The organism is Elstera litoralis (assembly GCF_000963705.1).
Taxonomy (GTDB): Bacteria; Pseudomonadota; Alphaproteobacteria; order Elsterales; family Elsteraceae; genus Elstera; species Elstera litoralis.
Map to the genome: position 1 here is coordinate 1 of NZ_LAJY01000784.1, position 964 is coordinate 964.

The following is a 964-nucleotide window of genomic DNA, read 5'->3' on the forward strand; positions in this document are numbered from 1 at the left end:
ACCAAGACCCGGCCTATTTCGATTGGGCGCGGCCCGTGCTCGATAATCCCGTGCTCATTCATTTTATGGAGTTGGCGCAAGATTTAGGCGTTGTCCTGCCGATCAGCTTCTTCGAAGAGGCCGGAAAAGCCTATTTCAACTCGCTGCTGATGATCGACGGCGACGGCAGCCCGCAGGGGCTCTACCGCAAATCCCATATTCCCGATGGGCCGGGCTATCAGGAGAAATTCTACTTCTCCCCCGGCGATACCGGCTTTCAAGTTTGGGAAACCGACGCCGCCGCCGTCGGCGTCGGCATCTGCTGGGACCAATGGTTCCCGGAAGCCGCGCGGGTGATGGCGCTAAAGGGCGCGGAAATTCTGCTCTACCCCACCGCCATCGGCTCCGAGCCGCCCCCCGCCCCGCCGCACGATAGCGCCGGGCACTGGCGGCGGGTGATGCAGGGGCACGCAGGCGCGAATATCGTTCCCGTCGTCGCCTCCAACCGCGTTGGGCGCGAAGTGGGCGCGACCAGCGAAATCACCTTCTACGGCACCTCCTTCATCGCCGACGAAACCGGCGCGATTGTCGCCGAGATGGACCGCGAGTCGGAAGGCGTGATTACCGCCACCTTCGATCTCGACGCTATCCGCCGCCGCCGCCAAGGCTGGGGCCTGTTCCGCGACCGCCGCCCGGAACTCTACAAAGCGATCCTCGGCTACGATGGGGACGAAGAATGAACAGAGCGGCTTGCTAAAGCCCTATCCGACCCGCTAAGGTCGCGGCCCAATACAAGCCAGAGGACTACCCATGACCGATGTTGGAGGCGTCGCCGCCGATCAGCTTCGTTCCTATATCGAACGAATCGAACGGCTCGAAGAAGAAAAAGCGGGTATCGCCGCCGATATTAAGGATGTTTTCGCCGAAGCCAAAGGCAATGGTTTCGACGTTAAAACCATGCGCCAGATCATTCGTTTACGGAACT

Annotated in this window: 2 protein-coding genes; both read left to right on the forward strand. The window is 60.9% G+C overall.

Annotated elements, in window-relative coordinates:
* The coding region (locus VZ95_RS19765) for a nitrilase-related carbon-nitrogen hydrolase (RefSeq protein ID WP_045777390.1) at nt 1-719 on the forward strand (719 nt) is incomplete at its 5' end.
* Between the two features lie 70 nt (nt 720-789).
* On the forward strand, nt 790-964 hold a 175-nt coding region (locus VZ95_RS23450), incomplete at its 3' end, for a DUF2312 domain-containing protein (protein WP_084627943.1).